General features: G+C 49.0%; 21 protein-coding genes and 1 tRNA gene. 13 read left to right on the top strand and 9 right to left on the bottom strand.

What is annotated here, in order from left to right; genetic code table 11:
* Positions 1-10 precede the first annotated feature (10 nt).
* The 8 genes from L1278_RS16395 (at position 11) to L1278_RS16360 (ending at position 7816) form a co-directional block, all read left to right on the top strand.
* Positions 11-1477 carry an MFS transporter gene (locus L1278_RS16395; protein WP_253406102.1) on the top strand — a complete coding sequence of 489 codons (1467 nt, stop codon included), beginning with the start codon at positions 11-13 and terminating at the stop codon, positions 1475-1477.
* A gap of 38 nt (positions 1478-1515) precedes the next feature.
* Entirely contained in the window at positions 1516-2781 is a 1266-nt protein-coding gene (locus L1278_RS16390) for a M20 family metallopeptidase (RefSeq protein ID WP_253406101.1), read from the top strand.
* 302 nt (positions 2782-3083) lie between these two features.
* Positions 3084-4322, top strand: a complete 1239-nt coding sequence (locus tag L1278_RS16385) for a DcaP family trimeric outer membrane transporter (protein ID WP_253406100.1) — start codon at positions 3084-3086, stop codon at positions 4320-4322.
* 292 nt (positions 4323-4614) lie between these two features.
* On the top strand, positions 4615-4998 hold the full coding sequence (locus L1278_RS16380) for a nuclear transport factor 2 family protein (protein ID WP_253406099.1): 384 nt from the start codon (positions 4615-4617) through the stop codon (positions 4996-4998).
* 160 nt (positions 4999-5158) lie between these two features.
* Entirely contained in the window at positions 5159-5560 is a 402-nt protein-coding gene (locus L1278_RS16375; RefSeq protein ID WP_253406098.1) for a heme-binding protein, read from the top strand.
* A 67-nt stretch (positions 5561-5627) separates the two neighbouring features.
* Positions 5628-6146, top strand: a complete 519-nt coding sequence (locus L1278_RS16370) for a DUF488 family protein (RefSeq protein ID WP_253406097.1) — start codon at positions 5628-5630, stop codon at positions 6144-6146.
* A gap of 270 nt (positions 6147-6416) precedes the next feature.
* Positions 6417-6827 (top strand): OsmC family protein, encoded by a 411-nt coding sequence (locus L1278_RS16365; RefSeq protein ID WP_253406096.1) that lies wholly within the window; start codon positions 6417-6419, stop codon positions 6825-6827.
* A 23-nt stretch (positions 6828-6850) separates the two neighbouring features.
* Positions 6851-7816, top strand: a complete 966-nt coding sequence (locus L1278_RS16360; RefSeq protein ID WP_253406095.1) for a DUF5996 family protein — start codon at positions 6851-6853, stop codon at positions 7814-7816.
* A gap of 97 nt (positions 7817-7913) precedes the next feature.
* Here the strand turns inward: L1278_RS16360 and L1278_RS16355 are convergent, their stop codons facing one another.
* Complete coding sequence (locus L1278_RS16355) at positions 7914-8771, bottom strand: DMT family transporter (protein ID WP_253406094.1); 858 nt, start codon at positions 8769-8771, stop codon at positions 7914-7916.
* Positions 8772-9462: 691 nt separating this feature from the next.
* Here L1278_RS16355 and L1278_RS16350 point away from each other — a divergent pair.
* On the top strand, positions 9463-9729 hold the full coding sequence (locus tag L1278_RS16350; protein WP_253406093.1) for a hypothetical protein: 267 nt from the start codon (positions 9463-9465) through the stop codon (positions 9727-9729).
* A 180-nt stretch (positions 9730-9909) separates the two neighbouring features.
* Here L1278_RS16350 and L1278_RS16345 read toward each other — a convergent pair whose 3' ends face one another.
* The 4 genes from L1278_RS16345 to L1278_RS16330 all read right to left on the bottom strand — a co-directional run bounded on the left by L1278_RS16345 (position 9910) and on the right by L1278_RS16330 (position 14928).
* The gene (locus L1278_RS16345) at positions 9910-10284 is read right to left on the bottom strand and encodes a hypothetical protein (protein WP_253406092.1); all 375 of its coding nucleotides are present in this window, start codon (positions 10282-10284) and stop codon (positions 9910-9912) included.
* Positions 10285-11212: 928 nt separating this feature from the next.
* Positions 11213-12454 carry an alpha/beta fold hydrolase gene (locus L1278_RS16340; protein WP_253406091.1) on the bottom strand — a complete coding sequence of 414 codons (1242 nt, stop codon included), beginning with the start codon at positions 12452-12454 and terminating at the stop codon, positions 11213-11215.
* A gap of 585 nt (positions 12455-13039) precedes the next feature.
* Complete coding sequence (locus tag L1278_RS16335; protein ID WP_253406090.1) at positions 13040-14425, bottom strand: gliding motility-associated C-terminal domain-containing protein; 1386 nt, start codon at positions 14423-14425, stop codon at positions 13040-13042.
* Between the two features lie 431 nt (positions 14426-14856).
* A tRNA-Glu gene (locus tag L1278_RS16330) sits at positions 14857-14928 on the bottom strand.
* Between the two features lie 183 nt (positions 14929-15111).
* Between L1278_RS16330 and gap the strand changes: the two genes are divergently transcribed.
* The 4 genes from gap (at position 15112) to L1278_RS16310 (ending at position 18558) form a co-directional block, all read left to right on the top strand.
* Positions 15112-16104 carry a type I glyceraldehyde-3-phosphate dehydrogenase gene (gene gap, locus L1278_RS16325; protein ID WP_188499857.1) on the top strand — a complete coding sequence of 331 codons (993 nt, stop codon included), beginning with the start codon at positions 15112-15114 and terminating at the stop codon, positions 16102-16104.
* 180 nt (positions 16105-16284) lie between these two features.
* Positions 16285-17130 carry a universal stress protein gene (locus L1278_RS16320; RefSeq protein ID WP_253406089.1) on the top strand — a complete coding sequence of 282 codons (846 nt, stop codon included), beginning with the start codon at positions 16285-16287 and terminating at the stop codon, positions 17128-17130.
* Positions 17131-17253: 123 nt separating this feature from the next.
* On the top strand, positions 17254-18135 hold the full coding sequence (locus L1278_RS16315) for a diacylglycerol kinase family protein (protein ID WP_253406088.1): 882 nt from the start codon (positions 17254-17256) through the stop codon (positions 18133-18135).
* 75 nt (positions 18136-18210) lie between these two features.
* The gene (locus tag L1278_RS16310) at positions 18211-18558 is read left to right on the top strand and encodes a translation initiation factor (protein ID WP_253406087.1); all 348 of its coding nucleotides are present in this window, start codon (positions 18211-18213) and stop codon (positions 18556-18558) included.
* 411 nt (positions 18559-18969) lie between these two features.
* Here the strand turns inward: L1278_RS16310 and L1278_RS16305 are convergent, their stop codons facing one another.
* The 4 genes from L1278_RS16305 to L1278_RS16290 form a co-directional block, all read right to left on the bottom strand.
* Positions 18970-19395 (bottom strand): hypothetical protein, encoded by a 426-nt coding sequence (locus L1278_RS16305; protein ID WP_253406086.1) that lies wholly within the window; start codon positions 19393-19395, stop codon positions 18970-18972.
* 102 nt (positions 19396-19497) lie between these two features.
* Complete coding sequence (gene kdsB, locus L1278_RS16300; protein ID WP_253406085.1) at positions 19498-20229, bottom strand: 3-deoxy-manno-octulosonate cytidylyltransferase; 732 nt, start codon at positions 20227-20229, stop codon at positions 19498-19500.
* Positions 20230-20333: 104 nt separating this feature from the next.
* On the bottom strand, positions 20334-20678 hold the full coding sequence (locus tag L1278_RS16295) for a hypothetical protein (RefSeq protein ID WP_253406084.1): 345 nt from the start codon (positions 20676-20678) through the stop codon (positions 20334-20336).
* Between the two features lie 41 nt (positions 20679-20719).
* Positions 20720-21058 carry a hypothetical protein gene (locus L1278_RS16290; RefSeq protein WP_253406083.1) on the bottom strand — a complete coding sequence of 113 codons (339 nt, stop codon included), beginning with the start codon at positions 21056-21058 and terminating at the stop codon, positions 20720-20722.
* Positions 21059-21094 lie beyond the last annotated feature (36 nt).

The raw sequence follows: 21094 nt of genomic DNA, 5'->3' as shown, positions 1-21094 counted from the left end.
TGATGTGTGTATGGCTTCTCTCAATCAAACTCAGGTTAGCACCGCAAACTATCAGGGAACAGATAAGCTTATTTTAGGTATTGTCTTAGCTGTTGTTACGTTCTGGCTCTTTGCCCAAACAACCCTGAACATTGCTCCTGCCATGCAGGAAGACCTACAGATTAGCTACGACCTGAACAACCTGGCCGTTAGTATCACAGCGCTTTTCTCGGGAATTTTTATAGTGGTGGCAGGCGGTTTGGCAGACCGTTTAGGTAGGGTAAAGCTGACAAACATCGGCTTGTTGCTGAGTGTTATCGGCTCCATACTGATCGTCATCTCACCTACGGGTACTGCGGTGTTGCTCCTGGCCGGACGCATCCTGCAGGGGCTTTCAGCAGCCTGTATCATGCCGGCAACCCTGGCCCTGATGAAAGCTTACTACGAAGGGAAAGAGCGCCAGCGGGCGCTTAGCTTCTGGTCCATCGGCTCGTGGGGCGGTTCCGGCCTGAGTGCGTTATTTGGTGGCCTGATAGCCTCCACCATGGGTTGGCGCTGGATTTTTATTCTGTCCATACTTGTCGCGGTTATTAGTTATTTGCTCATAAGAGGCACTCCGGAAAGTAAATCAACTGAAACGGACGAAAAAGCTTTCGATTGGGCCGGGCTAATAGCGTTCATTATCGCCATGCTGGCCATCAATATCGTGATCGGGCAAGGTGCCAGCCTTGGCTGGTTAAGCCCTGCCGTACTTGCAGGTATAGCCGTTTTCATCATCTCAACCATTATCTTTCTGAGGATAGAGAAACGGAGTGAAAACGGCTTTGTCGATCTGTCACTGTTCAGTAACCAGACTTTTTCAGGTGCCTCGCTGTCCAACTTCCTGCTCAACGGGGCAGCCGGAACGCTTCTTGTGTCGCTGGCGCTCGTGCAGGCCGAAGCGGGCTTGTCTTCGTTGCAATCAGGTTTAATTACGGTCGGGTATTTAGTGGCCGTACTCAGTACGATTCGGGTAGGTGAGAAATTGCTTCAAAGAATGGGACCACGAAAACCCATGCTGATGGGCTGCTTTATAACAGGGGTTGGGATATTACTCACCAGTCTTACCTTTTTATTAGCTGAACAATACATCATCGTTTCATTCATCGGGTTTACCCTTTTTGGTATAGGATTAGGCTTTTATGCCACTCCCTCTACGGATGCCGCTTTAAGTAATGTTCCGGGTGATAAGGCCGGTTCAGCGTCCGGCATTTACAAGATGGCCTCGTCGCTGGGTGCTGCATTTGGCGTCGCCATTTCTGCAGCCATTTTTTACGGACTCAGCGAAATGGAAGGTATACCGCCCATGGCAGACCTTTTTCTGGGCAGGACCGATAACATAACCGTGCGCTATGCGGCAGGCATTGGGCTGCTCTTCAACGTATTTATGATTGTAGTGGCCATCATTGCCATCATAATGACAATCCCGAAGGGGAAACCAAAAGAAGTACTCGAATAATCCGATTATAAATTTTAGTCCGAACGAACGCTATAGTTATGGAGATCCCTAAAATCAAAGCCTTTAATGACAGAATGGACAGTTCTATTGAGCAACTCCTGCCCGAACTCGAAGAGATCTACAAGGACATTCACCAGAACCCGGAGCTGTCAATGGAAGAGTTACGGACAGCTAAAATCGCTGCGGATTACCTGAGCAGATACCAATTTGAGGTTTCGACAGGTATAGGAGTAACCGGTGTGGTAGGTATTTTACAGAATGGCGACGGGCCGGTTGTGATGCTTCGGGCAGATATGGATGCACTGCCTGTAACCGAAGACACCGGCTTGCCTTATGCCAGTACGAAAATAGCCAGAGACGAAGAAGGAACAGAGGTTGGGGTGTCGCATGTATGTGGCCACGACCTGCACGTTACCTGGCTGATGGGCGCGGCCAGATTGTTTTCAGAAAACAGAGACCTGTGGAGTGGGACGCTGATGGCCGTTTTCCAACCGGGCGAAGAAGTAGGACGCGGCGCCCAAAGCATGATAGACGATGGCATGATGGAGCGGTTCCCCAAACCGGACATCATCCTGGGGCAGCATGTGATGGTGGGCGAAGCCGGCACTGTCAAGTATCGCAGCGGCACCATTTTATCGGCCGGCAATAGCCTGAAAGTAAGGCTTTTTGGGCGTGGCTCACATGGCTCCCAACCCCATACTTCCATCGACCCGGTGGTGATGGCGGCGGCCACTACCATGCGCCTGCAGACCATTATTTCCCGTGAGGTGGCCCCGATAGAGAATGCCGTGTTGACTGTAGGAGCCCTGCAGGCAGGCACAAAAGAAAATATCATCCCAGAGGAGGCCACGCTCAAACTGAACATCCGCACCTTCAACGACAGTGTAAAGGATCACATCCTTTCTGCGGTAAAACGGATCTGCTGTGCAGAATGTGCCGCTTCCAATGCCCCAAGAGATCCTGAGTTTACCGAACTCGTCAGTTACCCGATGACAGTAAACGATGCCGAAGCCACCGCCAGAGTGGTGGAAGCCTTCAAAATGCAATTTGGCGACAAGGCATTTGAGACGAAACCAGCATCTGCCAGCGAGGACTTCAGTATTTTTGGCCGGAACTGGGGTGTGCCTTATGTTTTTTGGTTTGTAGGCGGAACCGATCCCCAAACCTATCTGGAGGCCAAGAAAGCAGACCGGATAAATGCTATACCCAGTAACCACTCACCCAAGTTTGCGCCCGTCATACACCCAACCCTGAAAACTGGTTTACAGTCGATGATGACAGCTGCTGTAGCCTGGTTCCATTAAAAGGCCCGGAGCAGCAGAATGGACGAGTTATACTCGCTTTACACCTTTCTTGACGTGGCTGGCACTTTTGCCTTTGTCATAAGCGGGGCCACGGCAGCAAGAAGACATAAACTCTATCTGTTTGAGTATGGGCCCTTGCTTTACTGTGGCCTGTGGTGGCGGTATTACCTGCGACGTTTGTATCGGGACAATACAGTAAGCCCATAGTTGCAGGCGCGCTTTGGTGTAGCAGGAGGCTAGAAGCAAATAACGGTCGTGGAATTATATCCGGATGAGGTTATCTAACTGATCCTTACTACTGCATGAGTCACTTCAGATTTCCGCAATGCTTAAAGCCTCTGCAGGTATTGCAGCTGCTGCTCTTTCTGTTGGGTATAAGTCAGGCAAACGCCCAGGAGCAGGAAAGAAGCATTGGCATATATGGGTATTTCAAGACAGATATCGGCTATAATTTTGATCAGGCTGACCCCGATTGGTTTGATATATTACGCGTAACCAAACTGCCCCAGTATAAAGACCAGTTTGCGCCGGATGGAAGGATCTATTTCAGCGTTCGCCAGACAAGGTTTGGCTTCAAAGGTCAGTCGCAGACTCCCCTGGGTCAGCTTAAGGCCATTTTGGAGTTCGATCTTTTTGGAGTAGGTCCGGATATCGGTCAGACTACCCTGCACTTCCGGAAAGCCTATGTTGAAATAGGGAGGTTTACGGTTGGGCACGCCGAAAGCGCATTTACAGATTCTGAGGTTCAGCCCTTCACACTGGACTTTGGCGCGCCTCCTAGCCTGACCTTGCTGCGATCCGTTCAGGTACAGTATAAGCAGGTAAGTGAGCGGGGCAGATGGGCGATAGGTTTGGAACGACCCGGCGCTAGTTCTGATGAAGGTATTTATGCCGACAGGATAGAACTGCAAAATGTAAAGGCGGCGTTTGTGGTGCCGGACCTTGCAGCCGAATACCGCAGAAAGGCCTGGAACGGATATATTGAATTGGCCGGTATTTTAAAATGGATCAGGTGGAAAAACACTGTCCCGGCGCCAATCGACCTGACCGGGGAAGAAATAGGGTGGGGGTTTAACTTCAGTTCTGTACAGCAGCTAAGGGCTAAGAGCCTTTTCAAAGGGCAACTGGTCTATGGCAAAGGGATAGAGAGCCATTTAATTGATGCAGGTCCTGATGTTGGCATCGACAACAATTTCGACGATCCCACCACGCCGCTTTTGGGAGTTGCATTACCCGTTGTAGGTGGATTTGCCTTCCTGGAACAAAAATGGACCAGCAAATGGAGGAGTATCATGGGCTATTCAAGGGTGCGTATTTACAACTCGGATGCGCAGGCAGGCAATGCTTTTAGGGATGGCCACTATGCTACTCTTAGTTTGTTGCACGAGCCAATCCCGAAAATAACAACAGGCGCGGAACTGCAATGGGGAAAGAGAAATAATTTCAGCGATGGTTTTGAGTCTTCTGCCATTAGAGTACAGTTTTCATTTATGTATTTCTTTTCTCATACCATTTCTGGTAGCGTACTCAACGAGCCATAACGGTCTCACGATCATCGCCACACCCTCTGAAGCCGACATGATCCTGCTCTGGGTATAACCTACTTTCCGCCCGCTCTTCCCGTCGGATGATTCACCCTTACAGGAAAGTGATAGGTATACCTTGTTCAAGTTTGGGGAAGGGCTCAGGTATAGACAGTCCACCGGAGCCAAAGATTCCAGAGCAGGAAAAGATTAAGCGAACGATTCCGGGGTATTTTAATAAAGGACGTTAAGAAGTGCATTGTGAACCCAGGGTATGGGATTGGTATAGAACTAAGTTAAAAGGACAGAAATGGAAAATTTAGCGAAAGCAGTGGTAGAAAAAATGTTTACCGCCTTTAGTTGCGGTGAAGTAGAGGAATTTGTAGGAACAGTTTCCGAGGATACCGTTTGGATTTACCATGGCACGCAGATTATACCGAAAGGTATTTATGAAGGAAAGGAGGGAGCCCGCAAGTTTATCAATGGCATTCTCAAAAGCACGGAGATCATCAGTTTTGAACCGCAGCAATACATTGTGGAAGGTAATAACGTGGTCGTATTAGGGCAGGAGCATCAGAGAGTAAAGCGCTCGGGAAGAGAACTGAAGCAAAAATGGGTGCAGGTATACACCGTCGAAAATAACCTGATCACTAGAATGGAAGAGTTTGCAACGTCCGAAGTTGTAAAGGAATAAGCAGTACTTTCTAATATCGTGTCTGCCTGAAATGATCTGCGCAGGTTGCTACTGATCACTCTACCTGATAATGCTACACGTCGCTTTTGCCAACCTTTAGGCCTGCCTATAGTATGAAGAGGTAAGCGAATTATTCAACTATACTAAAATCTGAAAACAAATGGGAATGACATTGGAACAAGCGCAGCAGGCCGTACAGGCAGCGAAGGAGAAAGCGCAGGAGCTGAACCTTAAAATGAACATTGCCGTGGTGGATGCCGGCGCAAACCTAACGGCCTTCGCCCGTATGGACGGTGCCTGGCTGGGTTCCGTCGACATTTCTATCCGCAAAGCCAGAACTGCCCGCTTCTTCGACATGCCCACCGGCGATCTGGGGAAGGCCTCGCAGCCCGGCGGCTCCCTCTACAACATCGAGCACTCTAATGGCGGCTTAATTACGTTTCCAGGAGGTATTCCGGTTACGGATGGCAAAGGAGAGGTTATAGGCGCCATCGGTGTGTCGGGCAGCACCGTAGAGAATGACCAAACGGTAGCCGGGGCTGGCGTGAAAGCGATCTCGTAGCGCCCTTTGGCAGGCAGCCATTTTTAGCAAAGAGGTATAGATTTTTTTAACGGGAAGAGAAACACATATGTCAGCAACCAATAACACCATCTGGACATTCGGTCACTCTACCAGAAGCCCTGAGGAATTTGTGGCAGCGTTACAGTCGTTTCAGATTGAGGTGCTGGTGGATGTGCGCCGTTATCCTGGCTCTAAAAAGTACCCGCAATTCAACGTATCTGCCCTGGAGACTTACCTGCCCGAGGCTGGTATCCGCTATATGCCCGAGCAGGAGTTGGGCGGCCGCAGAAAGCCCCGGCCTGACTCACCCCACACTGTCTGGAGGAGCGAATCTTTCCGCGGCTATGCCGACTACGCTGAAACCAAGGAATTTGAAGATGCAATAGCGAAGTTGACGGAGCTCGCCGCCCAGAAGCGAACCGCCTACATGTGTTCCGAAGCCGTGTGGTGGCGGTGCCATCGCGCCATCATCTCGGACTATCTTAAAGAAAGAGGCTGGACTGTGATGCACATCATGTCTGAAGGAGTAGCTAAGGAACATCCTTACACCTCAGCATACCTGGAAACACATCCGGTGAAGGAATAGGTTGGCACCATAAAAGCTAACGCTCGTTCCCCGGCGGGAAGTATGTTTTTACAGCATTGGCCGCCTTTCACAATCAGCTCCCATACCTGGTCATGGGTAAAGTAAGATAGGTACACTGCTGCCAGAACCCCTTGCCTACGGAAGCGGTATAAGGTATAAAGGACTGGGAATGAAGCATGAGCAGTTAACCTGGTATTGGTGAAAGACTATATTTTGTCAAGTTTTTCAGCACGAGTCATCCGCCCTCTTTCGAACATTTAACAACACACAATGCCCAACATCATTGCTACTGCTGAAGCGGAAAATACCGGGGAAGTCTATACGACAAAACTTCTCTCTAACCAACATAAGTTGGTAGCTGATGAACCTATTGATCTTGGAGGACAGGATCTGGGGCCTAACCCCGGGGACTACCTGTGTATGGCCCTGGCATCTTGTATGGTGATTACCCTGCGTATGTATATAACGCGAAAAGGGTGGGAGTTAAGCTGGATTAAAGCAAAGGTGAACCTGGTGAAAAGCACCAATACAGCTTCTGGTAATAACGTTTTTTACTGCAGTGTGTCTTTTGGTGAAACGCTGACGGCAGAGCAGCGGGGCAAGCTGTGTAAAATAGCGAAAGCATGTCCGCTGCACCGCCTTCTAAGCAAGCCCAGTGATATCATCACACTACTGGATTAACGTCTGTTTGAGAATAATTGCCGATGAAAACAACATGGCCTAAGCTTTCCTTTGAGGAAGCTCAAAAAACCTATGAAACGATACACCTGTGGACGCAGATCGTGGGGAAGATCAGACTGATTAAAACGCCCTGGATTAATCATTCCTGGCACGTCACACTCTATGTCACGCCCAGCGGACTCACTACTTCGGATATCGTGGACGGGGAAAAGCACTTTCAGCTTGACTTCGACTTTATACGCCACCAACTGCAACTAAAAACCAGTGCGGGCGAAACAAAAAGTATTGACTTAAAAATGTTGTCGGTGGCGGGCTGTTACCAGCAGGTTCTGGATGCCCTTCGGGAAGTAGGTATACGGGCAGACATTTACCCGGTCCCGAATGAATTGGAAAACCCTATTCCATTTGACAAAGATGTAACCCATGCTACCTACAACCCGGAACATGCCGCATCTTTGCACCAGGCATTTTTGCGAGCGCACGATGTTTTTACCCGGTTCCGGGCTGAGTTCAGAGGCAAGTGCAGCCCTGTGCATTTCTTCTGGGGTAGTTTCGATCTGGCAGTGTCGCGTTTCTCCGGCCGAGATGCACCCAAGCATCCGGCAGGCGTGCCCAACCTACCCGATTGGGTAGCACAGGAAGCCTATTCTAAAGAAGTTTGTAGCTGCGGCTTCTGGCCGGGAAGCGAGGCGTTTCCTTCAGCAGCGTTTTACAGCTACATTTATCCGGAACCGGAAGGGTATAAAGAAGCCCGCATAAAACCTGATCAGGCCTACTACCATCCGGAGCTTCGGGAGTTCATTCTACCTTACAATGAAGTACAAGGTGCCGATGATCCGGAAGCTGTGCTGATGGACTTCCTGCACAGCACTTATGAGGCGGCCGCTGACCTGGCCCGGTGGGATCGAAAAGCATTGGAACAGGAAAGCTTCGTCAACCGGAGAAAAGCGGGTCGCAGTGCCTACAAGCAACTGAATAAAGATGAGTAAAAGAATACTTCTGTTAAAGCGTATACCTATACCCAGATAAATCAGTTCCCTGTCGCTATTTTAAATATGACTTTTCTGCCAGTCAGCTTGCGCACCATTATACCTTTCTTGAGAAGTAAGTAGCGCCCACACTGGCAGCGATGACGCAGGTAATGGATACCCACTGCGTCACGCTTAGGTATTCATCTAGAAATAGCAAACCCGAGAGAGCGGCGAAGGCCGGGTGCAGACTCATCAGGATGCCGAATGTTTTGGGTGGCAGCTGACGCAGTGCACCGATTTCTAGGGTATAAGGTATAGCACTGGTTAAAAGCGCAACAGCCACACCGATCAGCAAAAGTGGGCCAGTTACTGCAGCCAAATCCCCACTGAAAACGCCAAAAGGAATTACAAACAGGCTGGCAAAGAGCATTCCAACCCCGACTGCATCGCTGCCTTTCATCACTTTCGATACCATTCCACCCAGCACAATATAGCCGGCCCACAGGGCGCCTGCCCCGACAGCCAAGCCTGCGCCTAACAGGTCCACGTTGTTGTTCTGCCAGGGTGCAATAAGCACTATACCTATGCAGGCCAGCAGCACCCAAACCAGATCCAGAAGCTTTCTGGAACCCAGCAATGCCAGCACTAGTGGTCCGGTGAACTCCAGGGTAACCCCCAGGCCGAGCGGGATGCGCTTGATGGCAAAGTAGAATACCAGATTCATGGCTCCCAGGCAGGTGCCGTAAGCCAGGCAGTAGAGCCACTGCTTTTTGGTTAGCTTAAAGAGGTTGGTTCTGAAGACAGCCAGCAGGATAAGCGCCGCGAAGCCAATACGCAACGAGGCAGTACCACTCGCCCCTAAAACAGGGAAAAGGTGCTTGGCAATAGAAGCGCCGCCCTGCACACTGATCATAGCAAGCAGAACGGCAGGTATAGCCGGTATAGCTATTTTCTTATTTGTAAGATTTGACATTTTACAGATGAGGGTAGAAGCGACAAAAATTTAGTGAAGCCCCTGAGGAAGTTTAAGGCTGCAAAACAATCTGATTCCTTAGATTAACTGCTCAAAGAAAGGCCAGTCAGTAAGATAATTGAGAGCACTGAGGCGAGGTAATAAATGTTATTTTGTAAGCAAAACGGTATGGAGTAGGGGTGATATAAAGATGAGATGCCATGTTGTATAATCACGGTCCAAAGATGAGGATCATTCCCTTAAATTCCAATGGATTGGCTTTAAACCAGTAGCAGAAACTACCATCGGATTGCTCAAATAAAAGTAATTTTTACCCCCTAATGAATCAATCCAGGCCCTTTTTAGATTCCATAGTCTTCCCCATCTTAATTATTCGCTGCCAATCTCTTTCATAAAGCGACATCCAATTGAAGGGCCACTCACCTTACTGCCAGGATATAATGCGGAGTGCTCCAGGTATTAGTAGTCCAGCATGTCAATATCCCGCAGGTATAACGACATCTTATGCCTTTGCTGCTAAAGTGATTTCCTGAAATCGTGATGCGATGAGCAGCAACTGTCCAGCATATTATACCCTCTTACAAAACTTTATAAAAGCGTTATAATAGGGTAACATTCTGGCAACAGTCGTTTTCTACCTTGCAGCAGATAGATTTAAAGTGCTTATTCTTAACCATTCTTTGTAAATCAAATGGCTGTAAAAACGAAAATCAACTTTGAACGCTTAATTGCTGGCACTGAGTTGGAAACCCCAGCGGGAATAGGAAGATTCAGATTGTATAAAGACGGAAATTTTAAAGATCAGAATGTGCTGGTAGAGCATCCGAAAGGAAGGATGAAATGGTATGCGGCGAATGAACTGCAGTTGCACGCTTCGGGTAACAGGGCAGAACCAGAGAGTACCCGCAACCGGCCGTTTACCGCCCGTGTACCTGAGCTACTTTATTACGCCATATAAATGTCAGGTTCCTGAAAGCAAATCCTTTTTAAAACGTTATTCCTTGCGGCAGCCGGTTAATCGGCTGCCGTTTTTTATGGACGCTTCCTATGATGTCATTTATACAGATGCGCGACTTAGATTCCGTATGTGACGCAAAATGGGTTTTCCCTAAGGCCTAAATAGGTATTCACTTCTGACCTAAAATTGGAGCGTTTCACCAAGTCCAAAGAACTTATACCTGTCACCGAAAACCTGTTTGAAAACAGAGAAGCCAAGATGCCCGGTGCAATGGGCGGGCGGGACCTGTTCCACCCCATAATCTCCGTGCATGCGTTTTGCCAGCCCTTCAATGTAGGCGCGGTCGTAGTGGATCAGGTGAAAGCCTCCGGTTACCAATCGAATGTTCTCTTTTCGAACTTTCAGGGTTTCCTGGATGATGGTTTCGATGGTGGAGTGCGAGCATCCGGCTAGGATGAGTTGTCCTTCCTCGGTAGAAATCGAAGCCGATAGTTCGGGCATGCCGATAAACTGCGGATTGTTTTCGTGCGGCGGGAATTTGATGAAGGTGCCCATTAACTAAGAAGTCGTTGGAATGATAGTCAGACCCGGCAGTACTTCCTCTGCTTTAGTCAGGTATATGACATCCCATTTCCAGATCCTGCCGGTCGGTACAGTCACCATGCCATCTAACAGCTGTTCGCCTCGAAAGTACTACTCATATTTTATAAAAGCCTTTGCTGCATTAGGCTCCTTGTCACGGAAAGGAAACTTAAACGGTGCATCACGCCAGAAGAAGTCATTTGGATGGTAAATTTTAACGTTTGGGTTAACGCTGAGCAGGTAATCCAGACCGCCCATATGGTCGTATAGACCGTGAGATTAAATAGCCACATCGATTTCTGTAGGGTCGATGTTTAACGTGGCTAGGTTTTACCGGAATGTATCCGAGTTTATACCGGCGTCATATAATATCACCTTCCCCTTGTGCTCTATCAGGCAAGAGAAACCAAAATCCTGCTTTAGCCCAGCGTTTTCAGCGCCGAACGCGTCATAGATATTGGTCTATTTTACACCTGATTAGACCTGAGAAGTCTGAGCATTGGCCCTGAAAACATAGCAGAGGCTGCAAACAACAGCAAGGGAATCTGTACTTTTTGGTATCTCTCTAGGTTACCGTTTTCAGTGCTGGTTTAGTCCCTCAGAGCAAAGGCATGTTAAGTGTATGTAACTGGTTGTAAATAAATGATTATAAGGTATTTACTTTGATAGTTGATCAAATTTGAATGTAGGATTTGCACACAAAATGGGAGGAAGAGAGAATTTTGACTGAACCCTGTTCGAAGGGCATAAAAAAAGCCGCTCCAGTTTTATCTGAAGCGGCTTTCGAGTAGACCAAAGGATTGAATTATCGAACCTTGTCCACAGTGATCTGGCTGTTCTAGAAGCTTATCTTTACATGGAAGAGGAGCTGAAGAACAGATAGTTGATGCTATCCTTGCAGTCATTTAGACCTTTTTAGCTGGTTAATCTTTTCCAGATTGCTCTTACTGTTTTTAAGCGTGGAGGTGTCGTTGGCAGCAGTGGCGAGTTCGATGGCTTTCTGGAGCTGCTCCTCAGCCTGCTTTAGCCTGCCTTGCCTAAGCAGGGCTTCCCCGTAGCTATCGAAGGCATTGGCCGAGCTAGCATTAGCCACCGTGTTATACTTGAAAATCAGCAGGGAAACCGGCAATGTGGCCGGGTTGTTAAGATACTGGTAGGCGATGGTGTTGATGGTGCGCTCGTCGAATCCGGAGCCTTTTAACCCATCAAACACGATTGCTTCGGCTTTGGATTCTTTTCGCTGCTTCAGGTACGTGTCCGCCTGCACGAATTTATTATCTAAGGCCGTCATTTTGGCTTCGTGCTCTTGCCGAGCTTTTTCCTTCGTTGCCGCTTGCACCACCTGCCTGATGGCGTTGATCACCAGTTCCGGCTCTTCTCTGTGTATGTTATGGCCACTATTGGCCGTTATTACATGCGCGCCGCTGGTAAACTGGCTGAAAAAATCGTTGTGCAGCTTTCGCCATACTTCCACGCCTTTTGGTTGATGGAGAAACAATTCCGGGTTAGCCCTTTTCTGCACAGAGGTAAGCACTAGAGCCGGTACTTGTGGCAACTTTCCGAAATCAGGCAAAGCAGCTTTTTCAAAAATCCTGTTGATGGCTTCGTTCTCTTGCTTGAACCTGTCTGGTATAAAGCTGTTTTGCAGCTCCATGTCTTTGATCGCTTTGGCATGATCTGCCTTTTTCAGTTCCTGCATCATTTTTTCATGCGCCGGATCAACAAAGACCAGCCCTTTCACTTTATCCGGATGCTGCGCCGCATAGGCCCGGATAATGAAGGCGCCGTACGAATGGCCCACTAAGATGAAAGGCGGTTTCAGGTTTGCCTGATCAATGAGGGTGTTCAGATCCTGTACAGCTGCCTCCAGGGTTTGAGGTTTCGGGTTTGCTTCTGATCTGCCTGTTCCGGCTCTTGAATACAGCATCACCTGGTTCGAATTCAGCACTTCTGCAGCCACATTGCCCCATACTTTGTAGTCTGTCCCGAAGCCTGATTCAAAGATCACGGTATATTCGCCAGCCCCTGCCTGTATCATCTCAAGCGAGTGATCCCCGACATTAATCATTTTTGTTTGTTGGGCATTCGCCAACATGATGCTCCCGAAGAAAAACAGCAGCAATAGTGTTCTTTTGATCGTCATAGTTTTAGTTGTTTATAAGAGAAGATGGAAATTTATCAAGGTTGTCATTATAACAGGTGCAGTTACTTATTCCGAATATCCTAAAAACAAAGACTGCTATTTAGGTACCAGGTAATGTGGGGAGTAAGTGGTACAAATATATACACAGTACTTTGTAATACAAGGTACTGTGTATATATTTAATAACCTTTTAGACGAATAGATGTATTTTGTCTCCTAACACCGCTTGGCTATCGTCGAGAGTCACGAAATTAGAGGAAAGACAGCAGGAACTGCTGGATTCGCCTTTGTCCAGTTACTTATAGTTTATAAAATTATTGTATTCTTGAAGCCAAGCGGTTGGGGGGCTGCTTAGGTGACAGAAATAAAATAAAAAAGCCTATTAGATTGCTCTAATAGGCTTTCGAGTAGACCGAAGGATTGAATTATCGAACTTTATTCACAGGGATTTGATAACTTTTGATGACCTTTTGAGCTAGAAGGACAGTAAGTAGATCAGCTTTGCAGCTCAGTAGAGGTAGAGTTGGCAAAGGCCTATCAAGTTTCAGCCTTGTAACTCAAAAGGTCTTTGCCTCCAACTGCAGCCTACCGAACCAGTGTCAGGGTGCCACTTAAAGAATTCCTGCTCCCATACGCATCAATATATACTGCTTGCCAAAAATAGCTTCCGGCTCCATGTCCCTGTCCGTCCCACCCTTTCAGGAGGTCTTCGCTAGCATACACCCTATTTCCCCAACGGTTGTAAATAAAAAGGGACGCCTGCTCTATACCAGCCATTTTTATAGGCCTAAAGGAGTCATTGAGGCCGTCATGATTGGGAGTGAATATGTTGGGCATCACGAGCGTAATCTCACAATGTTTGTACGATACCTGCAGCTCGTCTCTTGTGCTACATCCATTTAAGGTCACCTCCACCCAATAAAGGCCGGGCTTGGTAATGGTGTAGTTTGGAACGGTGCTGTTGTCCTGCCACCTATACGTGGCACCGGGAACGTCTGGGTTGAGGTAAAGCGACTGTCCGGGGCATAGGGTGGTATCCGCACCCAGATTGATGAGGGGAGGCTCGTTCACCTGAACGGTAAAGGAGGCGTTCTCTGTGCTGCTGCTCACCACATATGTCGTGGCCTGTTTTGGCGCAACCTTTAGCGTCTCTGCTGTGGACAGAATTACTCCCGGTCTCGTGCTTTCTGCCCAGCTATACTCAGTGCCGTTAACTGCCTTGAGCACGGCAGAATCCCCTCTGCAAATCATAAGCTGGCCAGTAATCTTGAGCGTCGGAATTTCGACTACCTCTACTTTGTCAAGATAGTAGTAGGCTGTGTTATACGTGTATTTTATCCGGACGGAGGTGGACGTCTCTGTGTCGGTGTAGAAGTTGCCTATCGTCAGGCGCGTGTAGGCCGAGTCTGCAGTAAAGTCAAAAGAGACTTCCTGCCATTCGTTAGACCAAATCTCTTCTTTCACTTCAAGTTGTGGGGTGACCTTAATTGGCTCGTGGGTGAACTGCCTGGGTGCGGCAGTAGAAAAGTAAACGCCTATGTTGTTGCTGGCGGTACCATAACTGAGCTTTCCGCCGCCGTTGCTTACCCAGAAGGATAGCTTGTATTTCGTTCCCACCTCCATTGCGGAGGTTAGTCGAACGGACAGGTACTCCCGGAAGTTAGACACATCGCTGGTGAAGGTTAAAAAGCCCGCCACTGCGGATCCAGAGTATGGGTTAACAGTGGCGTTGTGGAGATTAGGTAACCGGACCTCCTGTCCTGCCTGAATATGGAAGTAATCGGGGGAGCCGTAGGGGAACTTGGAAGGGATGTACTTATTGACGTTGGACCAGTTTTTGAGCTTGTGCCATTCCCCTGACTCCACCGGCAGGGTGGTGTACTCCTCAAAGTCGCCGTTGGGTACGAGGTTCTGGCCTAGCGCGCCCAGGGACATCAGTATAAAAGCGAGCAGTAAGTAGAGTTTTGTCATCTGGCAACATGTTAGTGGTATCAGGTTTCACCCGCGTCCACTTGGGGATGAATTTTCCATCGGAATGAGGCGGGGCTAAAGATAGCTTTTAATAGCAAAACTTGCCATGCTCTCCCTCTGCATGATACGGCCATTCGTAGTGATATAGTGAGGCTACTAAGCGAGTGGTGCATCTGAAGTTCCATTTTGCCATCCTGTGAATCAGAATATTTTATTTTTAGGAGATGTGTAAGTGAGAGTCTAAGATTAGGTATAATGAGTTATAGCCCACAGGCCTAAAAGCAAATAAATCTGAAGGGGTTGAAGCTATCTATGGCCTTGTGGTGTTTCTATAAGCAAGAACTCCTGGAACTCTGCAGAAGGAGAACGGCCCCTTTAGCGTCCGGAGCGCATAAAAAAAGCCTCTCAGCGTTAACTGAGAGGCTTTCGAGTAGTCCGTAGGGGAATCGAACCCCTGTTGCCAGAATGAAAATCTGGAGTCCTAACCCCTAGACGAACGGACCATTTTGTCGTTTGGTGGTGCAAAGATAAGGCAAAGAGCTTACAAGGCAAATGTTTTTTTGATTTTTCAGCCTGTTTATGCGTAAAACATTAAGAATCAGCAAGGAAAAAATATGTTGTTTTTCCTTAACTGTAATCGTAACTTCGTGCCATCAAAATTTTAAAACAAATCAATCCCAAATACCATGTCTAAAATTAAAGTTGCAATTAACGGTTTTGGCCGTATCGGCAGACTTACTTTTAAGGCCCTTCTGGAGAAGGACAATGTAGAGGTAGTAGCGATTAACGACCTGACCAACACCAAAACATTGGCTCACCTGCTGAAGTATGACTCAGTGCACGGCCGTTTTAATGGTACAGTAGAAGCCACTGACAACGGTATTATCGTAAATGGCACAGAGATTCAGATAACTGCAGAGCGCGAGCCTAAGAACTTGCCTTGGGGCAAAATGGGCGTGGACGTAGTACTGGAGTCTACTGGTCGTTTCGTGGACGAGCAAGGCGCTGGTGGCCACCTGGAGGCAGGTGCCCGCAAAGTAGTAATTTCGGCTCCAGCCAAAGGTAACATCCCAACTGTAGTACTCGGCGTGAACGAGGACATCCTGACAGGTGATGAGCGCATCGTATCCAACGCATCTTGTACAACCAACTGCCTTGCGCCAATGGCGAAAGTACTGGACGACACGTTCGGTATCGAGAAAGGCTATATCACCACAGTACACGCTTATACCTCTGACCAGAGCCTGCAGGATTCCCCGCACAGCGACCTGAGAAGAGCACGTGCAGCAGCATATTCTATCATCCCAACGTCTACAGGTGCTGCTAAGGCTGTTGGCCTGGTGCTTCCTCACCTGAAAGGCAAACTGGACGGTGTGGCGATGCGCGTTCCTATTCCGGATGGCTCGCTGACCGACCTTACCTGTATTCTGAAGCGTCCTGCTACGAAAGAAGAGATCAACGCTGCCATGAAGAAAGCTGCTGAAGGCGATATGAAAGGCATCCTGGAGTACACCGAAGATCCAATTGTTTCGATTGACATCGTAGGCAACACCCACTCTTGCGTTTTCGATGCAGAGCTGACTTCTGCTAACGAAACACTGGTAAAAGTGGTAGGCTGGTACGACAACGAAGCTGGCTACTCAAACAGAACAGCTGACCTGATCGCCAAGCTTGGCTAATCATCGGTTTTATACCTTATACCCGCAAAAGCCCGCCTTCCTGGTGGGCTTTTGTGTTTTATGGCGTATATAAAAGAAAATCACTATATTTCACCTGAAATGACATTCGTCATCGTTTGGGCGTATAGAGCCCTGTATCTTTACAATGAAAACAAAGCAAAGCAATAAACCGCACCAATTATGAGAAGAATACTTGTACCCACCGACTTTTCTGACCAGGCCCATAATGCCTTTGAAGTAGCTGTTGCCATCGCACGCCAGACAGGAGCCGCCATTAAGCTGCTGCACGTTGTGGAAATGCCCTACTCGCAATCCTTTAGCGTAACCGGCGATCTGGTTGGCGGAGACGGTATGGAACAGGTATATATGATGAAGCTGCTCGAGACGACCAAAAGCCGAATGGCCCAATTGGAGCGTTCGGTGGAGCACGCCGGGGTTGAGGTGGTGCAGGAAGTGGATGCCGACAACGTGATCCGTAAGATCCGCCGGGTGATCAGCGACGACCAGGTAGACCTGGTGGTAATGGGCTCAAAAGGCGCCAGCGGCATGAATGAGTTCCTGCTGGGCTCCAACACAGAGAAGGTGGTGCGCACGGCCGAGTGCCCGGTACTGACTATCAAAGCCCCTATTGCCAATTTCCGGGTTCGCAACATCGTGTTGCCATCTGACTTCAAGCGTGAGATCGGCACTGCCATGGAGAAGTTCAAGTTCTTCCAGCAGATGTTCGGTGCCAAGCTGCACCTGGTATACGTCAACACGCCTGGCGCTTTTGAGTCGAACGCCATCCTGCGCACACGCATGCAGGATGCTGCCGAACGCTACGGGCTGCAAAACTATACCACCAATGTATACAATGACGTCATTGAGGAAAATGGTATCCTGAACTTTGCAGAGGAGGTTGGCGCTGACCTGATTATGATGGCCACACACGGCCGTACTGGTCTGGCCCACCTGCTCAGCGGCAGTATAGCCGAAGATCTGGTAAACCACTCTGATATCCCAGTTCTGACATTCCACCTCAAATAAGGAACCTATACCTTAAGAACAGAAAGCCCGGCAGTTTGTCGGGCTTTTTTTATTCTCCTGCGGAATCGGTTAATTTGCGTAGAATTTAACCAGTCAGCAGCGCCTTTGGCCGATCCGACCGATATGAGCAAACGTCCCCGATTCCGGTTCATCATCAATCCCACCTCCGGACCCAGCAGCAGGGTTGATGTGGCCGCCCGCATCAAACTCCACCTGGACCACGAAAAGTATGACCACGACATCGTGTACACCGATTACGCGGGTCATGCCCCGGAACTGGCGAGAGAGGCGGCAACGCAGGGCTATGCGGTCGTAGTAGCTGTTGGGGGCGATGGTACGGTGAACGAAGTGGCTCAGGGACTGCTGCATTCTGAAACGGCACTGGGCATTATCCCAAGAGGCTCTGGCAACGGACTTGCCCGCCATTTGCAGGTACCTCTCACAGTTGATGCGGCCATCCGCTTCCTCAACCAGGGACACCGTTCTCAGATTGACAGCGGAACGATCAACGGGCGCCCTTTCTTCACGACGGCAGGTATAGGCTTTGATGCCTACATTAGTTCAGTATTTGCAGGGAGTAAGAAACGCGGTTTGCAGACCTATGTGGAGCTAATCCTGAAGGAAGTGCGCAACTACCGCCATCTCCCGGTGAAGGCCGTCATCAATGGCAACACCATCGAAACAGAGCTGTTCGTGATGGCCTTTGCTAATGCGGCACAATATGGCAATAACGCCTATATTGCTCCCATGGCCAATATACGGGACGGTATGCTGGACGTGTGCCTGGTCCGTAAACTGGATATGTTTAAAGCGCTGCAATTGAGCTACGCGATGCTAGCCAACAAACCGGCCAGTGCTGACAGCGCCGAGTATTTTAAGACAGAAGGCGTAACCGTGCAGACCGACCACGAGATGATGCACCACGCCGACGGCGAATATCTGGGCAAGGCAAAAGAGTTTGAAGTGCGTATGGTGCCACAATCGCTGCATGTGGTGGCACGCTAAAGAATGGGAGCACGCTAAACATGGGAGCGCATATAGGTATAGCAAAGCAGCATGTAAGGTATAGAGAACAAGACGATGAGCGACAAGAATAAAAAAGGCAGACAGGGAGTGGTATACTCCACTAGTTCTGATTTCAACTACCAATATGAGCAGGAGCACGAAGCCGAAACGCTTCCGCCCCAGCAGCAGAACCTGAAAGTGATGCTCGACAAAAAATCCCGTGCAGGCAAGCAGGTGACGCTGGTGGCTGGCTTTGTCGGGACGGACGATGACTTGAAAGAACTGGGTAAAATGCTTAAAAACAAATGCGGTGTTGGTGGATCAGCTAAAGACGGAGAGATCCTGATACAGGGCGACTTTCGCGATAAGGTGCTGCAGGTACTCCAAGCCGCCGGGTATAAGGCAAAGAAGGCGGGAGGGTGATCTTAATGGATTGTTGAACTGTTGATGGTTAAATTGTTGGAAGCCAGAGTAATCTGCCCCTGGCCTCCTTTTATAGAGGCATACCCCAGAGGGGATTTTCCTGTATGGTTCAGATAGTTATACCGGTGCACGATCTAACAAGGTATAGAAGTACACGATTCGGACAGGACGCGTGGTCTCGTCCTGAAAACGCTTTGCTATAAGGCTCTTCGGCATCTGTCAATCCCGAAGCAAACTGTCGGGGATTTCCTAATCCCCGTGTGCCGAGTTGGTTTTGCAGGTATACGGGGACAGGTATGTCGCCAGCAGAAATACTTCCAAGCATGCAAGTCCGGAAGAGCGTTAAAATGGCTACTCCAACATGTGAACTACGTCACACTGATGCGTAGGTTACCTAACCTAACAAACCTTCTAAACTTCCAGACTTTTCAGCTGACTCACCGGCCCTTGCAGGTGGTAGAAGTTAGCAGACTTTTGTACGAACAGGCGGCCGGCCAGAGCAGGAGCTTTTGGGGGACGGGGCTTGTATACCTGCACCGCGCCTTTGTCCTTGCCAGGTATATGCTCGTAGCCGATCTCTTCCAGTTTTTGATCCAGCGCTTTTGGTGAGATACTCTTGACTGGTATTCTCACTTCCGTTCTCCTATACCACAGCAGGAGGGCAATGGTGAACAGTAGCGAGAAGATCGCCGCATTCACCAGGATTTCATTGATCGCCCCAGTCGACTCCTCACTGAACCTTCCCGTAATTCCAAACCAGGCCGCGGTCAGCAGCCCATACATCCCGAAGAAGTATAGGTTCAACTTTACAAATCGCAGCAAGGTATAATGCTTCAAGGTATAGTTTATTTGTTGATGGATAGAATGCTGATTGTTAAATAGTTGAATAGGTAAATATTCATGACTAAATCTTTACCTGTGGGCTATACCTTATAACTCTCAAACTTCTCTAACTTTCTCCAGATCTTCCGGGGTGTCGATGCCGATGGTTTCGAACTCGGTGGTGGCGGTGGTGATGCGGAAACCGTTTTCGAGCCAGCGCAGTTGCTCCAACGATTCCGCCAGTTCCAGGCTGGAAGGGGGCAGTTGTGTGATCTGCTCCAGGATGTCGGTGCGGTAGCCGTAGATGCCAATGTGCTTGTAGTACGTGTGCTGTTTGTGCCAGATGTCGTTGGGGACGTTGCGGCAGTAGGGTATAGGCTGGCGGCTGAAGTACAAGGCCTCACCATGGCGGCTTACCACCACTTTTGGCGCATTCACATTAAAAAGCTCTTCCGGGGTAGTAATCTTCTTGATCAGGGTCGCCAGTTGTGTTTGTGGGTTGTTGAAGCAAGAGGCAACCAAATCGATCTGCTCAGGCTTGATGAAGGGCTCATCGCCCTGTATGTTGATCACATAGTCGAAAGGCTGGTCATGCAGTTGGTATGCTTCGAAGCAACGGTCGGTGCCGCTTTGGTGGTGGGCTGCTGTCATAACGGCCTTCCCTCCGAAGCCATGTACATGGTCCAGAATGCGCTGATCATCAGTGGCTACAATCACTTCTGTTAAACCAGATGATGAAGCCTGTTCGTATACCCGCCGGATCATGCTTTTGCCGTTGATGTCGACGAGTGGCTTTCCGGGGAAACGGGTGGAGGCGTAGCGGGCAGGTATAATGCCGAGTACTTGCATAGGGCATACGGGTTTCGGTGGCCGGCCATGCAGCGGCAGGCCCCGGCAAGTTACGCAAGAGATAGGAGTAATGCAGCAGGCAGGTATAAAAAGCTTGGAGCGGGCTAGGTCCGTTTCTTAACGGATATCACGCGGATAGCGTCCATGGCCCTGCTTTGCGTAGACAGTCCGCAGCGGATGTCGAGTTGGCGACCCAGCTTCTCGTAGGTGATGATCACGGGCGTTTCGCCTTCCACCTTAAAGGCTGCGTCCATTTCGTTTTCGTTGTCCGGCTTAAAGCGCTTACCGTCTATCTCCACTTCAAAACCGCAACCGTCGACCATATACTCTCCCGACCAGATCAGGATGGCGTCATCGGTTTCGGCGTTGCCGTCCGTGTTGTTCTGGCAGGCAACTAACAAGAGCGAGCAAAGGCCAATTAGTAGTGTAAGCTGAAGGAATAGTTTCATAGGTTTAGAGTAGAAGTAGATTGATAGCAATTGATGATGTTTTAGCGTTTTTTAATTGACAGTACGCGGATGAAGTCCCTTTTTGATTTACCGGGAAGCATACCGCATGCTAAGTCCCGCTGACCCAGGTGAACTAACTTTACCTCTACCGTGGTAGGCTCATATACCTTGAAAGAATCGTCAATGTCGCCTTCATTTTCGGGCTTATAGCTCTTCTCACCAATATGTACTGAAAACCCACAGCCGTCGACGGCAATATCGCCTGTCCAAAAGAGGGTGGCGGTTGTTTCGACAGTTTCGAAGTCATCGTCCTTGTCACAGGAAAAGGCAGTCAGCATAAGCACCATGGGTGCGACAAGGTATAGCTTGAATTTTTTCATCTCCGAAAGTAGAGGATAGTTTCCGTTCTCATGACC

It is taken from the genome of Pontibacter sp. HSC-36F09, assembly GCF_024171605.1.
Lineage (GTDB): Bacteria > Bacteroidota > Bacteroidia > Cytophagales > Hymenobacteraceae > Pontibacter.
Note: the sequence above shows the minus strand (reverse complement) of the source record. Positions and strands in the feature narration are given on the sequence as shown.